This is a genomic window from Rhodanobacter sp. C05 (genome assembly GCF_002001165.1).
Classification (GTDB): Bacteria; Pseudomonadota; Gammaproteobacteria; order Xanthomonadales; family Rhodanobacteraceae; genus Rhodanobacter.
In genome coordinates, this window is sequence record NZ_MUNQ01000016.1 from 119,894 (window position 1) to 141,120 (window position 21,227).

Annotated in this window: 15 protein-coding genes and 1 tRNA gene; 5 read left to right on the top strand and 11 right to left on the bottom strand. The window is 61.2% G+C overall.

Annotation, left to right across the window (positions count from 1 at the left end; translation table 11 throughout):
- Window positions 1–7: 7 nt before the first annotated feature.
- The gene (gene imuA / locus B0E51_RS13845; protein ID WP_077445459.1) at window positions 8–631 is read right to left on the bottom strand and encodes a translesion DNA synthesis-associated protein ImuA; all 624 of its coding nucleotides are present in this window, start codon (window positions 629–631) and stop codon (window positions 8–10) included.
- Window positions 631–1,251, bottom strand: coding sequence for a transcriptional repressor LexA (gene lexA, locus B0E51_RS13850; RefSeq protein WP_077445460.1), 621 nt, complete (start codon window positions 1,249–1,251; stop codon window positions 631–633). The genes imuA and lexA overlap by 1 nt, the downstream gene beginning before the upstream one ends.
- A gap of 201 nt (window positions 1,252–1,452) precedes the next feature.
- Between lexA and B0E51_RS13855 the strand changes: the two genes are divergently transcribed.
- Complete coding sequence (locus B0E51_RS13855; RefSeq protein ID WP_077445461.1) at window positions 1,453–3,861, top strand: DEAD/DEAH box helicase; 2,409 nt, start codon at window positions 1,453–1,455, stop codon at window positions 3,859–3,861.
- On the top strand, window positions 3,858–4,688 hold the full coding sequence (locus B0E51_RS13860) for a ribonuclease H-like domain-containing protein (RefSeq protein WP_168172638.1): 831 nt from the start codon (window positions 3,858–3,860) through the stop codon (window positions 4,686–4,688). Before B0E51_RS13855 ends, B0E51_RS13860 begins: the two co-directional genes overlap by 4 nt.
- A 519-nt stretch (window positions 4,689–5,207) precedes the next feature.
- Here the strand turns inward: B0E51_RS13860 and B0E51_RS13865 are convergent.
- From B0E51_RS13865 to B0E51_RS13895, 7 genes are all read right to left on the bottom strand, one after another.
- Window positions 5,208–6,746, bottom strand: coding sequence for a reverse transcriptase domain-containing protein (locus B0E51_RS13865; RefSeq protein ID WP_077445462.1), 1,539 nt, complete (start codon window positions 6,744–6,746; stop codon window positions 5,208–5,210).
- 961 nt (window positions 6,747–7,707) lie between these two features.
- Complete coding sequence (locus B0E51_RS13870; RefSeq protein WP_077445463.1) at window positions 7,708–8,811, bottom strand: hypothetical protein; 1,104 nt, start codon at window positions 8,809–8,811, stop codon at window positions 7,708–7,710.
- Window positions 8,812–9,095: 284 nt separating this feature from the next.
- Window positions 9,096–9,185 (bottom strand) — tRNA-Ser (locus B0E51_RS13875).
- A 126-nt stretch (window positions 9,186–9,311) separates the two neighbouring features.
- A complete protein-coding gene (locus B0E51_RS13880; RefSeq protein WP_077445464.1) occupies window positions 9,312–9,695 on the bottom strand; it encodes an LrgA in 384 nt (127 codons plus the stop codon).
- Window positions 9,692–10,972, bottom strand: coding sequence for a serine--tRNA ligase (serS, locus tag B0E51_RS13885; RefSeq protein WP_077445465.1), 1,281 nt, complete (start codon window positions 10,970–10,972; stop codon window positions 9,692–9,694). The genes B0E51_RS13880 and serS overlap by 4 nt, the downstream gene beginning before the upstream one ends.
- Window positions 10,973–11,140: 168 nt before the next feature.
- Window positions 11,141–11,719: a hypothetical protein gene (locus B0E51_RS13890; RefSeq protein ID WP_077445466.1), complete on the bottom strand. Its 579-nt coding sequence runs from the start codon at window positions 11,717–11,719 to the stop codon at window positions 11,141–11,143.
- A 91-nt stretch (window positions 11,720–11,810) separates the two neighbouring features.
- Window positions 11,811–13,148: a replication-associated recombination protein A gene (locus tag B0E51_RS13895; protein ID WP_077445467.1), complete on the bottom strand. Its 1,338-nt coding sequence runs from the start codon at window positions 13,146–13,148 to the stop codon at window positions 11,811–11,813.
- A 425-nt stretch (window positions 13,149–13,573) separates the two neighbouring features.
- Here B0E51_RS13895 and B0E51_RS13900 point away from each other — a divergent pair, with 425 nt between their 5' ends.
- The 3 genes from B0E51_RS13900 to B0E51_RS13910 all read left to right on the top strand — a co-directional run bounded on the left by B0E51_RS13900 (window position 13,574) and on the right by B0E51_RS13910 (window position 19,842).
- Window positions 13,574–15,757 carry a TonB-dependent receptor gene (locus B0E51_RS13900; protein ID WP_077445468.1) on the top strand — a complete coding sequence of 728 codons (2,184 nt, stop codon included), beginning with the start codon at window positions 13,574–13,576 and terminating at the stop codon, window positions 15,755–15,757.
- Between the two features lie 77 nt (window positions 15,758–15,834).
- The gene (locus B0E51_RS13905) at window positions 15,835–16,542 is read left to right on the top strand and encodes a phosphatase PAP2 family protein (RefSeq protein ID WP_077445469.1); all 708 of its coding nucleotides are present in this window, start codon (window positions 15,835–15,837) and stop codon (window positions 16,540–16,542) included.
- 255 nt (window positions 16,543–16,797) lie between these two features.
- Window positions 16,798–19,842, top strand: coding sequence for a ligand-binding sensor domain-containing diguanylate cyclase (locus B0E51_RS13910; RefSeq protein WP_077445559.1), 3,045 nt, complete (start codon window positions 16,798–16,800; stop codon window positions 19,840–19,842).
- A 10-nt stretch (window positions 19,843–19,852) separates the two neighbouring features.
- Here the strand turns inward: B0E51_RS13910 and B0E51_RS13915 are convergent, their stop codons facing one another.
- Together B0E51_RS13915 and lolA are read right to left on the bottom strand one after the other, a co-directional pair.
- Window positions 19,853–20,545: a YoaK family protein gene (locus B0E51_RS13915; RefSeq protein WP_077445470.1), complete on the bottom strand. Its 693-nt coding sequence runs from the start codon at window positions 20,543–20,545 to the stop codon at window positions 19,853–19,855.
- A 7-nt stretch (window positions 20,546–20,552) separates the two neighbouring features.
- On the bottom strand, window positions 20,553–21,218 hold the full coding sequence (gene lolA / locus B0E51_RS13920) for an outer membrane lipoprotein chaperone LolA (protein WP_077445560.1): 666 nt from the start codon (window positions 21,216–21,218) through the stop codon (window positions 20,553–20,555).
- Between the last annotated feature and the right edge of the window lie 9 nt (window positions 21,219–21,227).

A 21,227-nucleotide genomic window follows, 5' to 3' on the forward strand; every position in this document is an offset into this window, starting at 1 on the left:
GTTGCCATCAATGGACAGAACGCGGCAACGGGATGGCCTGGGCGGGTACGGCCCCGCCTCGGCATTTACGCACCCAGATCTGCGGACGGGGCGGTGCTTCCAGTTCCAGACGCAGCGCGGCAGGTGATGCGTTGGACAGGTGGGAGCGGTCACGGAACACGAAAGCCAGCGCCTGCCCGGTGACCGCAGCCACCTGCAGGCGCCGCAAAGCACGATCGTCAGCGTGATGCGTCCATGCCAGCACCGCGGCGCAGCTTCCCGATCGCAGGCACTGCTCGGTGGCCCAGAGCACATCCTTCTCACCAGCATCGACGAATTCCACACGACGCATGTCAACGCCTTGCTGGCGCCAGCCGGCGACACACGGCGCATACGGAGGTGACACGATCACGACGTTGCGCTGACCTTGGGTCAACCTTGCAAGCGTGGGCAGCACGAGACGAAGCTCACCTACCCCATCGACAGGCAACAAGATTTCCGACAACGAAGCCTCGGGCCACCCGCCTGCAGGCAACACTGCATCAAGTGCACACCAACCGGTGGGCTGATCGCCGACTGATACCTCGTGAGCACGACCACGCCAGACCTGACGAGCATCGAGCAACGTAGAGAGTGGGACCACGGCGTTCATCAGCTACCCCGCAGCAAGCCCGCAAACAATCCTTCGATGGCGAAGTCTTCGGTGGGATCCACGTCAATGGGTTTGAAGCCCGGACTGTTCGGCATCAACCGGATCACATCGCCCTTCCAGTGCAGCCGCTTGATCGTGAAACGGTCGCCATCCACACGCGCGGCGACCACTTGGCCATGACGGGCCACCGGCGTGGCGTGCACTGCAACCAGATCACCGTCAAGGATGCCTTCGTCGCGCATCGAATCGCCCACCACCTTCACCAGGTAGTCCGGTCGCAACCGAAACAGCGAACGGGACACACGCAGGCTGCGATCGACCCGTGACTCCGAAAACAGGGGCTCGCCGGCCGCGATGCGACCGATCAGCGGCAGTTCCAGCGTGTCGGCATCCAAGGGATCGGATTCGCGCACCAGTCGGATACCGCGGGCATGGCCGGGTTCGATCGTCAGCCGACCTTTCGCTTCGAGCGAACGGACGTGTTTGAGCACCGCACTGACGTTGCCGATGCTCAGTGCGTCGCCGATTTCTTCAAGCGTGGGCGCCTGTCCGTCCCGCTCAATCCGGGCGCGGATGAAAGCGAGGACGTTCAATTGACGCTGGGTGATCTGGATGGTCATGGCTCGCATAGTTTCACCTATTTAGGTGAAAATGGAAGTTGAAAAAAAGCCGTACCCAACCACTTGAGACGGATCAATGGCTTAGCACGGTGATCGCATACGGCTTCGAAGGCGACTTCATCCCCAGCGTCCCCCGAAGTGATCTCACGGCGTGAGATAGCTCCGCGATTCACTGCTCCCATCACTCACCCAGGCCACCGCATGAACGCCCTTCCCGATCGCTATGCATCTGACGAACTCGTCCTGAGCAACCCCAGCGATGGCCGCTCGCTGGCGCAGCGGCTCACGAAGCGGTACGCGGCGAGGATCACCGGTGCTTTCATGGTGCCGGGCCGTGAAGGGACATTCGCCCCGTTACCCGACGATCTGCCACCTGCGCTCGCGCAAGCCTTGCGCTCACGTGGCATCGACCAGCTGTATAGCCACCAGACTGAGGCGTGGACGGCGACGCAATCCGGCGCCCATGTCGCCATCGTCACGCCTACCGCTTCCGGCAAGTCACTCTGCTACACGTTGCCTGTCATCACCGCCGCGATGACCCAGAACGCCAAGGCGCTGTATCTCTTTCCGACGAAAGCGCTGGCGCAAGATCAGGTGGCCGAACTACTCGAACTCAATCAAGCCGGCGATCTGGGCGTCAAAGCCTTCACCTTCGATGGCGACACGCCCGGTGACGCACGCCAAGCCATCCGGCTGCATGGCGACATCGTGGTCAGCAACCCGGACATGTTGCACCAGGCCATCCTGCCGCATCACACCAAGTGGGCGCAGTTCTTCGAGAACTTGCGCTACGTGGTGATCGACGAAGTGCATACCTACCGCGGCGTGTTCGGCTCGCATGTCGCCAATGTCATCCGCCGGCTCAAGCGTGTGTGTGCGTTCTATGGCGTGACGCCGCAGTTCATCCTCTGCTCCGCCACGATCGGCAATCCGAAGGAGCACGCCGAAGCACTGATCGAGGATGTCGTCACCGCGATCACCGAAAGCGGCGCTCCGACCGGCGACAAGCACGTGCTGCTGTGGAACCCGCCGGTGGTCAATCCGGATCTCGGCCTACGCGCCTCGGCGCGGTCGCAGACCAACCGCATCGCGCGACTGGCGATCAAGTCGGGCATGAAGACCCTGGTGTTTGCGCAGTCGCGCACCATGGTCGAAGTGCTGACCAAGTACTTGAAGGACGTGTTCGACAGTGATCCACGTAAACCCGCCAGGATTCGCGCCTACCGTGGCGGCTACCTGCCCAAGGAACGCCGCGCCGCAGAGCGTGAGATGCGTGCGGGCACAATTGATGGAATCGTGAGCACATCTGCCCTGGAGCTGGGCGTGGATATCGGCAGTCTCGATGTCGTCGTGCTCAACGGGTATCCCGGCTCCGTTGCCGCCACCTGGCAGCGGTTCGGCCGCGCCGGTCGCCGGCAGCAGGCAGCGCTCGGGGTGCTGGTGGCCAGCTCCGACCCGCTCGATCAATACCTTGTTCGACACCCGGAATTCTTCCAGGGCGCGCCGCCGGAACACGCCCGCATCCAGCCCGACCAGCCGCTGATCCTGCTCGACCACATTCGTTGTGCTGCTTTTGAGCTGCCGTTCATCGGTGACGAGATGTTCGGCACCGAAGTCGCGACCCCTTGGCTCGACGTGCTGGGTGAGGAAGGCGTGCTGCATCGCGAAGGCGAGCGTTGGGAATGGATCGCCGACAGCTACCCCGCGATTGCGGTATCCCTGCGCTCGGTCGCCGATGGCAACTTCGTGGTGGTCGATCGCACGAACGGACGCCAGACGATCATTGCCGAAGTCGACTACACCGCTGCGCCGGTGACGCTCTATGAGGGCGCCATCCACATGATCCAGTCGGTGCCCTACCAGGTTGAACGGCTCGACTGGGAAGGCCGCAAGGCCTACGTCACCCGTACGCACGTGGACTACTACACCGACGCGATCGACTACACAAAGCTCAAGGTGCTTGACTGCTTCGACACGTCCAACGCTGGCTGTGGGCAGGCTCACCATGGCGAAGTGCATGTCGTGCGCCGTGTGCCCGGCTACAAGAAGATCCGCTTCTACTCGCACGAGAACATCGGCTTTGGTCCGGTCAATCTGCCCGACCAGGAGTTGCACACCACAGCCGTGTGGTGGCAGCTCGCGCAGGTCGTGCTCGAAGCCGCCTTCGAAGATCGACACCAGGCACTCGATGGCTTTCTCGGTGCAGCCTATGCGCTGCATATCGTGGCTACCGTAGCCGTAATGGCCGAAACACGCGACCTGCAGAAGTCGGTGGGCAGCGGCGACGGCGCATGGTTCGTGAGTGCGGATATCAACGGTCGCGGGCAGATTCGCGGCAACGACGGACAAGCCGCCACTCCGGCTGCCGACGCCCCATTCACGCCGACCGTCTACCTCTACGACGCCTTTCCCGGTGGGATCGGTCAAAGCGAACCATTGTTCCACCGGCGCGAGGATCTGGTCGCGCAATCGGTGACCCTGATCGAGCGCTGCGATTGTCGTGGCGGCTGTCCAGGCTGCGTGGGGCCGGTGCTTGCTGCCAACGAGGATGTGGAAACGACGCCCAAAGCCTTAGCATTGCGCGTGCTGGCGCTGCTGGCGGCCCTGTGAGTGCGTTAGCGGCGCGGCTGCGCCAGCTTCGTACGCAGTCCGGCCAGCCGTCGTCCGTAGCTCCGCAGAAGTCTGCGCTTTCATCTGACGTGCTTCGCCTGATTCAGGGACGCAGCCGTATACAGAGCATGGCCCAGCGCGCCCCATCCAGTGATCGGATGGTACCTGGGGTCGAGATCACACCAGGGCTGTTTCTGGTCGAGACGATCATGGAGTGGGGACGCCCTACCCCGATGATCGACACCGCATTCGCAAGATGGGACGAACCCGTCGCGCACCATCGCTTGCTGCACTTCGATACGGAGACGACCGGCCTTGCTGGAGGCACTGGTACGCGCGCATGGATGATTGGGGCGGCGAACTGGCTGGCTGATGGGCGCTTTCGTCTCCGGCAGCTGACGACGACCACCATGGGTGCCGAAACCGCGATGCTGAGAACCTTCGCAGGATGGTTGCAACCTGACACCGTGCTTGTCAGCTATAACGGCAAAAGTTACGACTCCCCTCTCTTGCGCACACGTTTCCGCTTGGCAAGATTGCCTGACCCTCTCCTGGGACTTGGACACCTTGATTTGCTGCATCCGGTTCGTAGGCGATGGAAAGGAGCTTGGGAAAACTGTCGTCTGGCTACCGCCGAACGTGAGTTGCTCAGTGTGGTGCGCGAAGACGACTTACCCGGATCGGAGGCTCCTGCTGCATGGCTCACTTACCTGCGTGGAGGTTCTGCATTGAACCTTAGGCGAGTCTTGGCTCACAACGCGCAAGACTTGAAGAGCTTGGCCGGTGTGCTGCTTTACATGGCCAAATTGGCGGAGCTGCCAGCCTAAACGTAAGGCATACAACCAGTCGAAGCGACGACGACTAACGTGGGCGGTGCAGAACCTGTTCGACACGTAAAGAAAATTTTTACTCCAACACTCTATCAGGTGAAGCAAACCAGGCCGTGTTAGCAACTCCGTCAAACCTGGTGACCCGCACTTTGAACTACGAAAATTTGCCTTGTGTCCTGTAAAGCCCAAGCTTCCAACCCCCCAGCGCACCCTTCAATCACTCGCCTTGGGGGGGAGCGGGGGGAACGAGATATGCCGGTGGGTGACACATCTCGACTCGGCGATTAACGCCGAAGAGGAAACGGTGCCGATGGCGGTCATGCCCGGTTCGCCTACGCGGAAGCAATACATTCATTGACATCGACTGCGCACACCGATGAAGTTGATCAGTAGCACCGCTCGATCATGATCAGCGCACCAGCGTCCTGATCAGCGTGAGGCTACCGGCCGGAATCGGCCAGTAGTGGACGTCCAACTCTAGAATTGAACGGCGGCGAAGCCGTACGCCTTGATCGGTTAGGCGCTCTTGGCCCACTTTGCGAGCGACTTTTCAAATGGCCGGACGATGGATTGCCGACCAATGAAGTATTTCCTCTCATCTTTCGCAAGGCCTGCGATGGCGAACAGCATCGCTCTCTGTTGCCACGGGTCCATTGAGGGGTAGCCTTCCTTGAGTTCGCGAACCCAATCTAGGGCTCCATTCATTCGGGCAGCCAAGATCACTTCACGTCTCACGAAAGCGTCGGAAGACTGAAATAGCTTGTGCAACCTCGTAAAGTGATTGATATGCTCGTTCTTGGTGAAAAGACTCAAGACAAGCAGCCTGAAGTACTCACTGGACTTAACCTCAGGCGTGCGAAGTAGCTTAAGCAGCTTCGAGCCAACGCGTTTCCAATCTCTTGGTGGAACGGACTGGACGGATGCGAGATAGAAGCAGATGTTGGCAAAGCAGGGGCCAAGTGCGTCAAGGTGCTCAAGCGATACTTCGATAGCTCCGGGGTGACCGATCTGCGCCAACCGGCGATAGAACCAGCGCAGACGTATGTAGTCGACAGGATCCGCGGCAATGTACTCCTCTATTACTTTTCGAATGGACTCAGGGGAGATTGCAGCCCAATCGGCTGCTGATACTTGCGAGAAAGAGATTGTCTTATATGGATTCCCGCCGGAGTACTTTTTGATGAGCGCAAGAAGTGACCTCTCGTCCGAGTTGATTGGCCGGTCCTCGATCATCTGCGCGCAGATGTGACGGAACTCACTCGGCTCGTAGAATTTTGTCTTGTGACGTTGAAGTGTGAGCCGCTGCTGTTTGTCCAGTACAGTCGCGATAGTCGAGAGCGCCGTCTTTGCGTCCCGGCCTGACTTGCAGAAGACAATGATGTCATCCGCATACCTTATGAATCTTATTCCCGCAGATACAAGACTATTGTCAACTGGAATTAGCGTTGCTTCGGCTATCAGGTGTATAGGGTGCGGTCCGACCGGAACGCCGCGAGAAACACCTGCGGTTGTTGATTCCAGCAAGCCGATGATCCATTTCACCGCCTGATTCGGCAGTCCTGCAGAGATAAGTTGGTTCTCGACCGTGTGATGATAGATCTGGTTGTAGAAGTCAGCGATGTCGCAGTAAAGAATGTGTGAGTACTTCGCTGCGTAACTCTCCGCGGTCTTCCAGAAGTTGTTCCACGCTGTCTTGCTGCTGTATAGGCCGTCAGGCAGCGTGGGATCGAACCGATAGCTGAAGACACGCGTCGCGGGCAGCCGAAGGTCTTCAATTTGTTGACCATACTGAAAGACCAATGCAGACAGAATGATAGAGTCCTGTGGATCAAGCTGAGTCGCTTGTCGGTAGGAAACTTCGTCCTTCGGGACGATGAAGCGACGGCAACTGCCCGGTGGGAAAGTTCCCAGATCGGCGCCTGCGACTTGACCCACAAAGTGAGCTTTCTCTGCAGCCACCGCTTCAACTTCAAGCACCTTGGGGAAAAGGTCGCCATCTGAGTGGGCTTGGACGAAGTCGACCGCCCATTCTAGTGATGCTGAAAGTAGCGTCATGGTAGGAGTGTTTAGAGCGCCTAATTACAAATAGGCGGCCTAAATGCCGCGTTGCATCCAGTATGTTCGGTCCCGGGCGCGGTCGCAATTCGACAAATCCCACAGCCCGTCAGCGAGCTTCCCGATTGTTGCCGTCGCCAGGCGCACGACGCTGCCGGGCATTGCGCGGCACCTTGGATTACACCGGCGATTCAGAGGGTGTAACGGACCCTAACCTAGGGAAATGTTTGAAGTGCCGCCGGCGCGTCTGGGCACGTCAGGCACAACACGAACAGGATCGCGTTCGACTGCGACAACGGCTGCTCTGGGTCGGCAAGCGACCATCCCTCGGATGCTCCCCTAGTTGGCGAGGCCGTTCAAGATTGTGGCGAGCCTGATCGTTGTCCTTGAAAGCGGGGTAGAAACCAGCACAGTAGACGGCACTTGGCTCGCACTATTTCGGCGATAAACTCATGTTGGAACGTGATACATACGAGACGTCTAAGCCGCACCACGTTGCTATATCTGCATATATAGGAACTAACTAGTTGGTGAATCATAGAACTAACTAGTTAATGTTTCAAGGAACTATTATTTTTACGCTTTTAACTTTTCGGACATCTCGTCAAGCAACAGATGCCCGCAACTGGGTCCGCAGCCGGTTTCACAATGTCTGCGTCGGATAGCTGGACTTGGGGGCACGGTTGCTAGGCCAACGTGCGGCGAACCATGAACCACACCGTCCACGGAGCCGGCGCAAGCGGGTGCCTGAACCTGTGCGCTGCTACGCGCTACAAGTAATAGGGGGCGGCAGGTGGAGGAGGCAGAGGTAGCTGGGGGGCGCTGCCTGTCGTATCAAAGCGGCATAGAGGCTTGTCTGCGCGTCGCTCTGGCGTACACGGCGGATGGCGATGCTGCTCAGGATGCAGCGCTAGAGGCGCTGGGCCATCCTGTTGGCCGGAGACATCTGGCTATGGCTGGATCAAGGTTGCGGGGAGTCGACACCAGTAACGAACTGCTCCTGGCGAGCCGGAGGCGAATCAACGCCGGGAATGAACTCTACGAGTAAACGCTTACTGCGATTAATCGCCGCTTTTTTTGGTACCGCGCCCTTTCCAAACGTTCGATGGTTTTCCGGCACAGTCAATTTGATGTAGCGATCGGGCATTGTCATGGAGGTGATCACCTGCCGCAGTGACTCACGCGCTGCGCGATCGTGATCTGCAATCTTGCCTGTACCATTGTATTGATAATGACTAAGACCACGGTCAATAAACAATCCTTTGCCCAACGTCACGGTCTCTTCCCAACATCGTTTTAGCGCCATGGTGGCATTAACGGTTTCGTGCGCAAACCGACCATCCACAAAGATTATCAGGTGGGCATTAACGAACCTCCGTTCGCTAAATTCAAGCCTCCACGCATATCCAGAAAATAGGCCCTCAGGAAGGAATTTCTTGAAGTTTAGAAGAAACTGTTTCCGGTGCGCCACGAAGTCTCGACTGGCCATCGACGACCAATACTGTTGTCGGTAACCCAAATCTATACGAAGCCCATAAAGTGCTGAATAAATTGAACAGAGCTTCCTTGCATACCGGGTAAAACTGGCATGGTTCTTCCTCGCTGCGCGGTCGTGGTCATTCAACCGTTTTCTGAATATTTTGCTACGCGCTTCTGCACGAATGGCACTTATGCAAGCGTTGCACACATCCACATCATCATCGCAAATCATGGTCGCGGCGAAACCCAATCCACTGGTTTGACGATCGAAAAGATCGAATAGTGGATTGAATTCATGATAGTGAAAGTGGAATCTAACTTTTTCGACATCCGTGTTGGTCACGGACTGCAAGAAACTCTTACCGAGCCCCGTACTTCGAATTCGACGGGGTTTTCCCGTTGCCGCTTTTCTGAAGTGATCACCTTCTGATCGGATCAGCTTGGTCATCATCGCCACAACCTCTACCACGGAAGAAGCAAGGGCGGTCTCATCGGTTGTGTAAGCTACGACGCCTTGACCGTGGTCTGCGTAGTAACGCGTGGCTTTGATCAGCGCTATCCCGATTTCTTCCTTGCGATCTTTCATAGCCGCCTGCCTTTGTCGATCGCAGCAATTTCGCACTTGAAGGTGGCCATCACGTGCTTCGATATATGATCGCTCATGGCGCCGAACATAGAACATGCAATGGAGCGTGCACGATAGTGCACTCTCCGCTCCCACGCCGATAAAGAAGCGGCCACGGGGATCCACGCTCAACGAAGCCCAACGTGACAGAAGCAGAAACAAAAGCGGCTGGCATACCCAATGGTATACCAGCCGTTTTTGTTTTCTAAAAAGTGATGAAGTATCATTTACTTACATCATTTTATTGGCGGAGAGAGTGGGATTCGAACCCACGGTAGGCTCACACCTACGGCAGTTTTCAAGACTGCTGCCTTAAACCACTCGGCCATCTCTCCATAAACTTGTCGAACTCAGCACCCGTTCGCCCTGAGCGTAGGCCCGAAGGGCTGAAGTCGAAGGGCTGCCCTTCGACTCCGCTGCGCTCAGGGCGAACGGCTGAAGGTGCAAGGCCGCAAATTCTATCAGGAACCCTTCTGCGGTTGGCTGCTTGGGCCTTTCTTGGACAGCGCAATCAGGCACCCCACCAAGATCACGATCGGAATCAGCGCGCCGATCAGCGGGAACAGCAGCACGGGTTGGCGGATCACCATCGGCACGATCTGGGTGGCGGTGGCGAAGCCGATGGTCCACAGACGCCAGCGGCGGCTGTGGCGGCCGAACCAGAAGCTGGCGAGGACCAGCAGCATGGCGATGACCGAGAGGACGAAGTCGATGGTCGGCAGTTGCCACACGGTGGCGAAGGCCAGCCGGGTGCCGATGAAGGAGATCAGCACCAGCAGCAGGAAGTAGCTGGTGTAGAACTCGACCTTGTCCCACTTCCCGCGCACGGGCGCCGGCGCGTTCATGCCATGCGGTCCAGCCCGGCCATGTACGGGCGCAAGGCTTCGGGCACGCTGATCGAGCCGTCGGCGTTCTGGTAGTTCTCCATCACCGCGATCAGGGTGCGGCCGATGGCGAGGCCGGAGCCGTTCAAGGTATGCACGAGTTCGGGCTTGCCGGTGTCGGCGTTGCGCACGCGGGCCTGCAGGCGGCGTGCCTGGAAGTCTTCGCAGTTGGAGCAGCTGGAGATTTCGCGGTAGGTCTGCTGGCTGGGCAGCCACACTTCGAGGTCGTAGGTCTTGGTCGACTGGAAGCCCATGTCGCCGGTGCACAGCAGCAGCTTGCGGTATGGCAAATTGAGCTTCTGCAGCACCTTCTCGGCGTGGCCGACCATTTCCTCGAGTTGCGCGTAGGAGTCGCTGGCGCGGGCGACCTGTACCATCTCGACTTTCTCGAACTGGTGCTGGCGGATCATGCCGCGGGTGTCGCGGCCGTAGCTGCCGGCCTCGGCGCGGAAGCACAGCGAGTGCGCGGTGAAGCGCAGCGGCAGCGCGTCGGCTTCCTGGATGCTGTCGCGCACCAGGTTGGTCAGCGAGACTTCGGCGGTGGGAATCAGGTAACGCTTGGAGTCGCCGACATGGGTGGAGAACAGGTCCTCCTCGAACTTCGGCAACTGGGTGGTGCCGAGCATGCTGTCGGCGTTGACCAGCACCGGCACGTTGCATTCGAGGTAGCCGTGCTCGCCGGTGTGCAGGTCGAGCATGAACTGGCCGATCGCGCGATGCAGGTGCGCGAGCTGGCCGCGCAGCACGGTGAAGCGCGCGCCGGAGAGCTTGGCGCCGGCATCGCCGTCGAGCCAGCCGTGCCGCTCGCCCAGCACGACGTGATCCTTCACCTCGAACTCGAACGTATGCGGCGTGCCCCAGCGGCTGACTTCGAGGTTGTCGCTCTCGTCCTTGCCGACCGGCACCGACTCGTGCGGGATGTTCGGGATCAGCAGCGTGATGTCGGAAAGCTTGGCCTGCGCTTCGGCCAGCGCCTGCTCGTTGGCCTTGAGCTTGTCGCCGATGCCGGCGACTTCGGCCATCAGCGCGGCGACGTCCTCGCCCTTGGCCTTGGCCTGCCCGATCGCCTTGGAACGCGTGTTGCGCAGGTTCTGCAGTTCCTGCGTCTCCATCGCCAGCTGCTTGCGCGAGCTTTCCAGCGTCTCCATCGCGGAGACGTCCAGCGTGAAGCCGCGGGTTTCCTTGAGGCGTGCGGCGGTTTCGGCGAGGCGCGAACGCAGCAGTGCGGGATCCAGCATGATCGGGTCCAGATGAAGGCTTGAACTGCGAATTATCGCTGGGTGGTGGCAGACACCGCAATGAAGACGCCACGGGTGGCTGTTGCCGCAATGCAACTTGCGGTTGCGTGGGGACTTCACCCCTCCCCGGCCCTCCCCTGCTGCACGCAGGGGAGGGAGCGAAGCAGATCAGCTGGCCAGCTTGCGCTCGCTGCGACCCAGCCACCATGCCATCGCGGCGCCGGCGATCAGCCAGCCGATCAGCTGCTCGATCAGTGCGGCCCAGGTGAAATCGAGCGGGAAGCGGTACCAGTTCCAGTACGGCACCATCGTGCTCAACCACGCGAATACCGCCACCGCGGCCGCCAGCGCGAGGCGGCGCCGAAAGCCGAGTCCGGCCAGTCCCATCACGAAGGCCAGCGCCAGCGCGCTCAAGGTATCGGACGCCCACTGGCGCCCGATCTGCGGCCCCATCTGGGTCATGTCATCCCCTTGCGGCAGGTAGACCACCCAGGCGTAGGGCGAGCGGATGGCCTGTTGCTGATAGGCAATGACCTCCGCCTTGTCGCCCATTTTCTTCGGATCCAGCGACGGCAGGATGTAGACGCCGGCCTGGTCGCCGAGCCCCGCATGCAGGGCACTGAGTACCACGCTTTCGTTGGGCGGCTGCTTGAGGCCTACGTTGCCCAGGCCCAGCGCCATGTGCGCCACCACACCCCAGAGAAACATCAGGATGCCGCCGATCAGACCCGCTACGAGTACGCGCATGATTCACCCTCCCCGGTTGATGCGACGAAATCTAAGCCGGACGCCGAAAACCGTGCAAGGGCGCACGCAGCAGTCGTGCCATGTGTGCTGATTATTTGCCGCGGGCCTTCGCACGTGCTGCGCGCAGGGCCAGCAGTTTCTCGCGCAACTGCAGTTCCAGTCCGCGTTCGACCGGCTCGTAGAACACGCTGCCGACGAGTTCGTCGGGCAGGCATTGCTGGTCGAGGGCGATGCCGCCTTCGGCGTCGTGGTCGTACTGGTAACCCTTGCCGTAGCCGAGGCCTTTCATCAACTTGGTCGGCGCGTTGCGCAGGTGCATCGGCACTTCCAGCGTGCCGCCCTCGCGGATCGCGGCGCGGGCCTTGTTGTAGGCCATGTAGGCAGCGTTGCTCTTGGGCGAGATCGCCAGCCAGATCGCCAGCTGGGCCAGGCCCAACTCACCTTCGGGACTGCCCAGACGCTCGTAGGTATCCCACGCATCCAGCGCCATGCGCCAGGCGCGCGGTTCGGCCAGCCCGACGTCTTCCACCGCCATGCGCGTCATCCGACGTGCCAGATACAGCGGGTCGACGCCGCCATCGAGCATGCGGCACAGCCAGTACACCGCGGCATCGGGATCGGACGAGCGCACGGATTTGTGCAGCGCCGAGATCTGGTCGTAGAACTGCTCGCCCTGCTTGTCGAAGCGACGGGTGCGGTCGGCCAGCACCTGGGCCAGGGTGACCTCGTCGATCTTTTTGTCTTCGGCCAGCTCGGCGGCGATTTCCAGCAGGGTCAGCGCGCGGCGCACGTCGCCATCGGCAGCCTGGGCGATCGATTCCAGCGACACGTCGCCTACCTGCAGCTGCAATTCGCCGAGGCCCCGTTCGCTATCGGTCAATGCACGCTTGAGTGCAGCCACGATATCGTCGGTGGAGATCGGTTCCAGCACGTGCACGCGGCAACGCGACAGCAGCGCGGAGTTCAGTTCGAACGAGGGGTTCTCGGTGGTGGCACCGATGAAGATGATCACGCCTTTTTCGATATGCGGCAGGAAGGCATCCTGCTGGGTCTTGTTGAAGCGGTGCACCTCGTCGACGAAGAGCACCGTGCGCCGCCCCTGCGCGAAATTCACCTCGGCTTCGGCCAGCGCCTTGCGCACATCCGGCAGGCCGGACAACACGGCGGAGATCGCGCGGAAATCCGCGTCCGCATAACGCGCCACCAGCAGCGCCAGCGTGGTCTTGCCGCAACCAGGCGGCCCCCACAACACCATCGAATGGATCTTGCCGGCCTCCAGTGCACGGCGCAGCGCCTTGTCCGCGCCGACCAGCCGCTGCTGGCCGACGATCTCGTCGAGGCTGCGCGGGCGCATGCGCTCGGCCAGCGGCTTGAGTGCGTCGGGTTCGGCGAACAGGCCGGGGGTGCTGGGTGAAGCACGGGATGACATATTGGGATGATAAGACATCCGACCGGCTGCGAGCGGGAACGATCAGCGCGGCTTGATGACTAAGGATGGTCTGAATAATTCGTCATCCCAGCGAAAGCTGGGATCCAATGCCGTTCAAAGCGCTGAAGACGCTGGGTTCCAGCTTTCGCTGGAATGACGGGCAAAGCTTATTCAGACCATCCCCAAGGCTCGCCGCCGGGCAACTCGAATAGCGGAAATAAACCGCATTAACCGATTAATTTAAATATCCGTTATACGCATTTTATTTGTATTTAATTACCAGGCTTAGATTCAGCTTAGCGCATTAACTTTCGATTATATCGAAAGATATTCAATTAATACGGCTGTTACCAAATTGTCATGTTGGCTGACTAGGTTGGCGCCCCGCACTGCGCCCCTATCCAACAACAACTTTGGGACAACCCATGACGCGGCTGACCACGACCACCCTGCTTCGCAAACCCGCCCTGCTCGCCTTCTGCATCGCTGCGGCATTATCCGCTCCGGTCTTCGCCACCGATTCCACCGCAACTGGCAGCGCATCTGCATCGAACAATTCCGTTCTGAATAATGCAGCCGCGAATAATCCCGCTCCGAATAACGATGCGACTGCGACTACGTCAGTACAGAATGCGCAGAATCTCAGCGCCGTCCAGGTCACCGGCACCGCCAACACGGTAGGCAATATCGCGCCCACGCAGGGATCGATGGTGGCCGTGCAGCCACAGTCGATCATCGGCGAGCAGTACCTGCGTGAAAACATGTCGCCGACCGGCGACTACACCGACGCCATCTCGATCTCGCCCAGCGTATCCACGGTCGCGCCGAACGGACCTGGCCTGATGGAAGCGGCGAGCGTCACCATGCGCGGCTTCCAGGACGGCCAGTACAACGTCACCTTCGATGGCATCTCCTGGGGCGATTCGAACGACTTCACCCACCATTCGACCTCGTACTACACCAACCAGGATACCGGTGGCATCGTCGTCGATCGCGGCCCAGGCACCGCCAGCACCCTGGGCAACGCCACCTTCGGCGGCACCATCGCGGTGGATTCGCGCACGCCTTCCGGCACGTTCAGCCTCGAGCCCTCGCTGAGTTTCGGCAGCTGGGACACCCAGGTGCAGGACCTGCAAGTGAATACCGGCACGATCTCCCAGACCGGCGGCACCACGGCGTTCATCAACGTGCAGAACTCGACCTCGGACGGCTATCTGACCGATGCGGGGCAGCGCCGGCAGAACGTGTTCGCCAAGGTGGTCCAGCCGATCGGTGACAACACCACGCTCACCTTCGTCGGCATGTACAACCAGATCCATCAGTACGTGTCACTCGGCGAGACACGCGCGCAGATCGAGCAATATGGCCCGAACTACGGTCTGAGCAGCGACCCGACCAAGCAGAACTATTACGGTTACAACTTCGACCAGATCAGCACCTACATGGGCTACGTCGGGCTGCACTCGGCATTCGACGGCTGGACCATCGACAACAAGCTCTACACGCTCGCCTATAACCACTTCGGCTACAACGGCGAGGACCCGAATGGCGAAACGCCGAACGGCACGGTCTATGGACCCGACAACGTGCCCGGCCAGACGATGCGCAACTGGTATCGCTCCTGGGGCGACATCTTCCGCATCAGCAAGGAGCTCGGGCCCGGCGAGTTGCGCGCCGGCTTCTGGTACGACGACCAGGACAACCTGCGCTGGCAGAACGAGGTGGATGACACCCTGGATTTCGCACCGAACGGCATCCCTGCATCGACAGCCGTCGATCGCGACATGACCGATTCGCTGAAGACCTTCCAGCCGTTCATCGAATACAACTGGAACATCACCGATACGGCATGGCTGACCGGTGGCGTGAAATACGCCGACTTCCAGCGCGACATCAATGCCATCGTGAACCAGAAAACCGGCAAGCCGCTGAACTACAGCAAGGACTGGAGCAAGCCGTTGCCGTCGCTCGCCCTGCACTGGCAGTTCAGCCCGAACTGGACGGCCTACGCGCAGTGGGCGAAAGGCTTCCTGGCACCCAACCTCAACACGTTCTACACCACCAACCCGTCGGCCAGCAGCGACCTCAAGCCGGAACAGACCGTCAACCGCCAGCTCGGCACGACCTGGAGCGATGACCGCCTGACGCTGTCGGCCGACGTCTACAGCATCGACTTCAACAACCTGATCAACAGCCGCAAGATCGGCGGCGTCACTTATTTCTACAACGAGGGCGGCGCCGTCTACAAAGGCTTCGAGACTGAAGGCACCTACCTTCTCGGCGCCGGCTTCAGCGTCTACGCCAACGGTTCGCTCAATCGCGCCAACGACAAGGCTACCGGCGACTGGGTACCCAATGCACCGCACAAGACCGCTGCGCTGGGCCTGATCTACAAGGACGGCCCGTTCCATGCGTCGCTCATCGACAAATTCGTCGGCCACTCCTTTGGCGACACCGGCAACTCGCAGCCGATCGGCGGCTATGCCATCACCAATTTCGCCGCCAGCTATACGTTTGCGCAGGACATGGGCGACCTGAAGGACATCAAGCTCGGACTGCAGGTGAACAACATCTTCGACAACAAGAGCATCTACGACCTGGCCGGCTAGACGGCGCAGGACAATACACCGCTGTACTACACGATTCCCGAGCGCAACTATTTCGTCACCCTGTCGGCCAAGTTCCAATGATGCTTCGCGGTTTCCTGCTGCTTGCTGCACTGCTGCTGCCCGTCGCCCCGGCATTTGCCGCCGACGGGAACACCAGGACGGATGGCATCGACCTGACCCTGCTGCTGGCGCCACCGCCGGCAGCAGGGTCGCCAGCCGCGCTTGGCGATCTCCAGGCTGTCCTCGCTGCACAGGCAGCGCGGACGCCCACCGAGGACGAAGCGGCCAAGGCCGATGCGGTTCGTTCGGTGTTTCGCTTTACCGACGTGCTCGGCCCCGGCCTGGTACCCGCAACGCTGCCGCGCACGACAGCATTTTTCGAACGCGTCGAGCAACTCGACAAGGCCAGCGTCAAGCTGGCCAAGTCCTGGTGGAAACATCCGCGCCCGAGTGAGGTTTCGGACAAGGTGCATCCGCTGAGCGTGGAAAAGCCCGGCGACTGGAGCTATCCGAGCGGGCATGCCACGTTCGGTTACACCACCGCCATTCTGCTGGCCAACATGCTGCCGGAGAAACGGGCGGCGATCTTCGATCGTGCGGCGCTGTATGCCCATCATCGCGTGGTGATGGGCATGCATTTCCCGAGCGACGTGGAAGCGGGCCGGATCGCCGGCACGGTCATCGCAGCGCAACTGCTGCAGGATCCGCGCTGGCATGCGGACTTTGTCGCCGCACGCGACGAACTGAGGAAGTCGCTGGCATTGAAGCCGGCTGGCGACGAATAACCCGGGCCGCCAGGCATGGGCAAACAAGCATGGCTGATGCCGTCGGCCCTGACCTGGCTGCGCCCCCTTTACTGACCTGCTGGCGCAAAAGTAGGCAGCAATACCGGTATCATGCACTCCATTGCGACCTTGGTTCGCAAATGCATTGCCGGGGGGCAGGATCCAGGTGAAAGCGGGGACGCACATTTCGTTTGCATGGGCGACCATGGCGCGTGGCTGCGCCTGCGTGTGCATGGCCTGCACCCTGCAAGTGGCATGAACCACCCGCATCGCCGCCGCTTTCACTCGCGCTGCCTGGGCCTGCTCGGACTCGTTCTGCTGGTGTTCGGCATCGGTGTCACGCATGCATCGGGCAGTGACCCGTGGGCGCCGTTCGATGCACCCTGGTTCGATCGGGCCAGCAGCAGCGAAGGCGTACCGCAGTCGATCATTACCTCGCTGGCGCAGGACCGGAGCGGCCTGGTCTGGGTCGGCACGATGGTCGGCCTTGCCCGCTTTGACGGTTATCGCGCGCAGGTGTTCGACACCCGCAACGGCGGTGCGCAGGGACTGCCCGATGCCTATGTGCGCAGCCTGTTCGCGCTGCCCGATGGCAGTCTGCTGATCGGCACCAATGCCGGCGGACTGGTCCGTTTCGACCCCGCGACCAATCTCTTCCAGACTTATCCGATCGGAGCGAACGGCACCTCGGATCGCAAGATCTACGACCTTGCCGACGACCATGCCGGGGGCGTCTGGATTGCCACCGACTCCGGGCTGGACCACCTCGATCCGCGCACCGACAGGATCACCCGGTTGCACACTGGTGCCGGCATCGCGCCACGCAATTTCAGCGTGATGCAGGACCGTGCCGGCAACCTGTGGCTGGGCAACAACAGCGGACTGTTCGTCCGCCATGCCGGTTCGGCGACCTTCGTCAGGCCTGATTCTCCGGCTGGCATCGCGAGCACGGTGCTGGCCAACCAGATCTGGGCCATGCATGAAGATCGTGCGGGACGGCTGTGGGTGGGCAGCGGGCAGGCTGGCGCGGTCTACCGCGACACCGATGGCCAATGGCATCCGATACCGGGTTTCAGCGGCCACCAGAACGGCGCCCAGCAATCCACCGTGCGCGATTTTCTGGAAACCGCGCCCGGCACCATGTGGATCGCCACCGATGGCAGCGGCGTGCTCGCGTACAAGGTGGGCGACAGCCAGCTGCGCCGGATCAACCACGATGCCGCGATAGCCTCCTCGCTGCCTGGCGACTCCGTGCGCAGCCTGCTGCAGGATCGCTCCGGCAACATCTGGGCCGCCACCGACCTTGGCCTGGCGCGCACCGATCCCAACGCCCGCACCGCCTTCTCGCTGCTGCCCTCGCCGCTGGAACAGAATGCGCTTAGCGACACCAGCGTGCGTGGCATCTACGTCGATACCCGAAGCCGCATCTGGCTCGGGCTGGGTTCCGGCCGGATCGACATGATCGATCTCGTGGCCGGTCGCATGAAACACCTGCAGCTGGGCGGCGACCAGATCCATCGCGACGTGCAGACCTTCGTCGAGGCCGCCGACGGTTCCATCCTGGTGGGTACGCAGGGGCTGGCCCGGATCAATCCCGACACCCTGGCGATCCAGCCCTCGGTGTTGCCGGCACTCGAAAACAAGCCTGTACTGAGCCTGCAACGGGACGGCTCATACATCCTCATCGGCACCTACGACGGCCTGTATCGCTACGACACACATGGCGGCGCACTCGATCATGTCGGCCACGATCCGAATGATCCAGGCAGCCTCGGCAGCAACACCGTACGCGAGATCGCCCGCGTCGGCGACAGCTGGTGGTATGGCACTACCCGCGGCATCAGCATTGCGAGCAGCGTGCTGGACAATCGCGGTTTCGAAAACCTGACGCATCATGACGACGATCCATCGAGCCTGCCGCAGAACTACATCAGCTCGATCACACTGGTTCCGCAGGGCCAGTTGTGGGTCAGCACCTTCGGTGGACTGGGCGTCATCGACCATTACCAGCCTGGCGGCCCTTACCGCTTCCACACCATCGGCATCGCGCAGGGACTGGCCAGCGACAAGGTCAGCAGCCTGCTGGACGATGATCGCGGCGGTCTGTGGGTAAGCACCTCCAGCGGCGTGTCGATGATCGACAGCGATACGCATGCCGTGCACAACCTTGGTCCGCGCGATGGACTGCACATCCCCAGCTACCTTTATGTGGGCGCCGCCCGTGCACCGGGTGGCGAGCTGCTGTTTGGTGGCCTGGGCGGATTGACCGTGATCCGGCCGCACTGGCGGCCGCCGGCCAGCGCCGCGGCCGCGCTGGCCATCACCCATGCTGTCGTCAACGGCGACGAAATGCCGTTCGGGCAACTTCCGCAGGACGGCCAGAAGATCCAGCTGGATCCGCGCAACCGCAACCTGCGCGTGGATTTTGCCCTGCTCGACTACCAGACCCCGCTGGAGACCTCCTACAGCTATCGCATGGAGGGTCTCGACGACGGCTGGAACCAGATTCCCCGCGGCAGCCTGCCCAGTGCCATCTACACGAACCTGCCCCACGGCGAATACCACCTGCAGCTGCGCGCCGAAACCCACGGCATGCAGCCGCATACTGCCGAGACCCGCATCGGTGTCGTGGTCAAGCCGCGCTGGTACGAGACCCTGCTCAGCCGGCTGATTGCCATCCTGCTGTTGATCGCACTGGTTGTCTTGCTGGTGCATCTGCGCACGCTCTACCTCAGGCGGCAGGCCCTGCAGCTGCAACGGCAGATTGATGAGCACACGCGCGACCTGCTGTCGGCCAACCAGCGCCTCGACGAGCTGGCCGGCACCGATGGATTGACCGGTGTCTACAACCGTCGCCGCTTCCTTGAACTGGCCGGCGGCGAACACGAACTGGCGAAGGGGCGTTCCCTGTGCATCGCGTTGTTCGATCTGGATCGCTTCAAGCGGATCAACGATACCCATGGGCATCTGGCCGGCGATGCGGTGATCCGCTGTGCGATCGAGGTGATCCGGCAGCATTGCCGGCAAGGCGATCTGGTCGGGCGCTACGGTGGCGAGGAGTTCGTGCTGTGCCTGCCGGACACCGGCCTGCCGCATGCGCTCGATATCGCCGAGCGCATACGCAGCGAACTGGCCCATGCCGAAGTGATGCATGAGGGACGCTCGATCGGGGTGACTGTCAGCATCGGCGTCGCCGCCCTGCAGCCGAACGAATCCATCGAGCAGTGGCTGTCACGCGCCGACAAGGCCCTGTACGAAGCCAAGCATGCGGGGCGCAATCGCTGCGTCACCGCACACTGAGAAGCCACGATCAGCCCGCGTCAGCATGCGTTCCGGGGCTGGTTGTGTACTGGCAATACAGGCTGTAGGCCAGACCACACAGACCGGTCAGCACAGCAGGAATCAGCAGCGTTCGTTCCTGCAGCACGCCAAACAGCAACGCACCGGCGACACTGCCGAGCATGAAGCTGCCGATCACCAGCACGCAGACGCGCATGCGTAGCGTGTCCACTTGCAATCCGCGCAGGCGTTGCCCGATGTAGATGCCGAGGTCGGTGAACATGCCTGAGACATGCGTGGTGCGGAACACCATGCCGCTGTAGGTGCTGACCATGCCGTTCTGCAGCCCGGCACCCATCGAAGCCAGGTACAAGCCCGTCGAGCTGCCGCCATCGAGCAGCGGCACGGCGGCAAACAACAACAGCGATTCCAGCATCAGCGCCACGCCATAGCGGCGACCGAGCTTCAACGTACGCTGCTGCACCAGCAATCCGCTGAGGATGGCGCCGACCAGGAACGCACCGATTGAAAGCGCCCAATGCACGGCCTCGCCTGCGTCGGCCGTGCCCAGTGCGACGCCAAGCAAGCTGGTGGAGCCGGTCAGGTTGGTGATCGACTGATGGCGGAAACCCATGTAGCCGGCAGCATTCACGATGCCGGCGATGAAGGCCAGCACGCCGCCGCCGATCCAGGCCCAGCGTGGCAACTGGCGCAGGACGGGCACGACCGGATCAGTCTTTCAGTGGCTGGGTGGTGATCACCGGCGCGTCGCCGATCACGTCGGCGCCCTTGGGCGGCACGAAATTGAAGTCGGACGGCGGAATCGGCGCGTTGCGCTGCCAGCCGGAGAAGCGGATGTCGGTGGTGGAGCCGAGCTGGTCGCGGAAGGTCATGCGCGCCAGACCGTTTGCATCGAAGCCGAGATCGGCATGGTCGAACTGCGGATCCTTCGCGGTCGAGCTGAGCCGCAGCCAGACCAGTCCATCATGTTCTCCCTGCTCGACCACCTTGAAGTCCTTGTCCATCTGCTTGAGGTCGGTCAGCACGGTCAGTGGGCTATGCGCTTCCTCGGAACTCTGGATGCGCACGGTGACCTGCTCCAGCTCCGGGTCGTACATCCACACCCGGCTGCCATCGGCAACGATGGTCTGCTTGTACGGTGCCAGCGTGTCCCAGCGGAACTGCCGCGGCGCCTCCAGCGCCAGCGTGCCGGAGCTGGTCTTGCTGGTCTGACCGTTGATGTCGGTCAGCGACTGGGTGAAATGCCCGGTCAGCGAATGCAGGCCGGTGGCAAAGGCATCCAGCCGCGTGCGCGCCGGGCCGGTGGCGGCCTGCGCCACCGCACTCAGCGACAACGCCAGCACAAAGGCGGACAGGACCAGCATCAAGCGTTTCATCGGATTCCC